Here is a 239-nt window from a genome sequence, read left to right as displayed (position 1 = left end):
GGCAGCTGCACGTTCTCCAGCGCGTTCAGCGTCGGCACCAGCATGAACGACTGAAACACGAAGCCGACGTCCCTGGCGCGCAGCGCGGCGCGCCCCTCTTCGTCCAGCGCGGTCAGCGACTCGCCGAGCAAACGCACCTCGCCTTCGCTGCCGTCATCCAGCCCGGCCAAAATGCCCAGCAAGGTCGATTTCCCCGATCCGGATTCGCCGATCAAGGCGATCGTCTGCGCGGGTTTGAC

General features: G+C 66.1%; 1 protein-coding gene. It reads right to left on the bottom strand.

Going from position 1 to position 239, the window contains the following annotated elements:
* On the bottom strand, positions 1-239 hold a 239-nt coding region (locus tag ACYYG1_RS17840; RefSeq protein WP_461211670.1), incomplete at both ends, for an ATP-binding cassette domain-containing protein.

Source organism: Desulfocurvus sp. DL1XJH-121, from assembly GCF_054819825.1.
The sequence above is the reverse complement of the archived record's forward strand: the minus strand, read 5'-3'. Positions and strand labels throughout refer to the sequence as shown.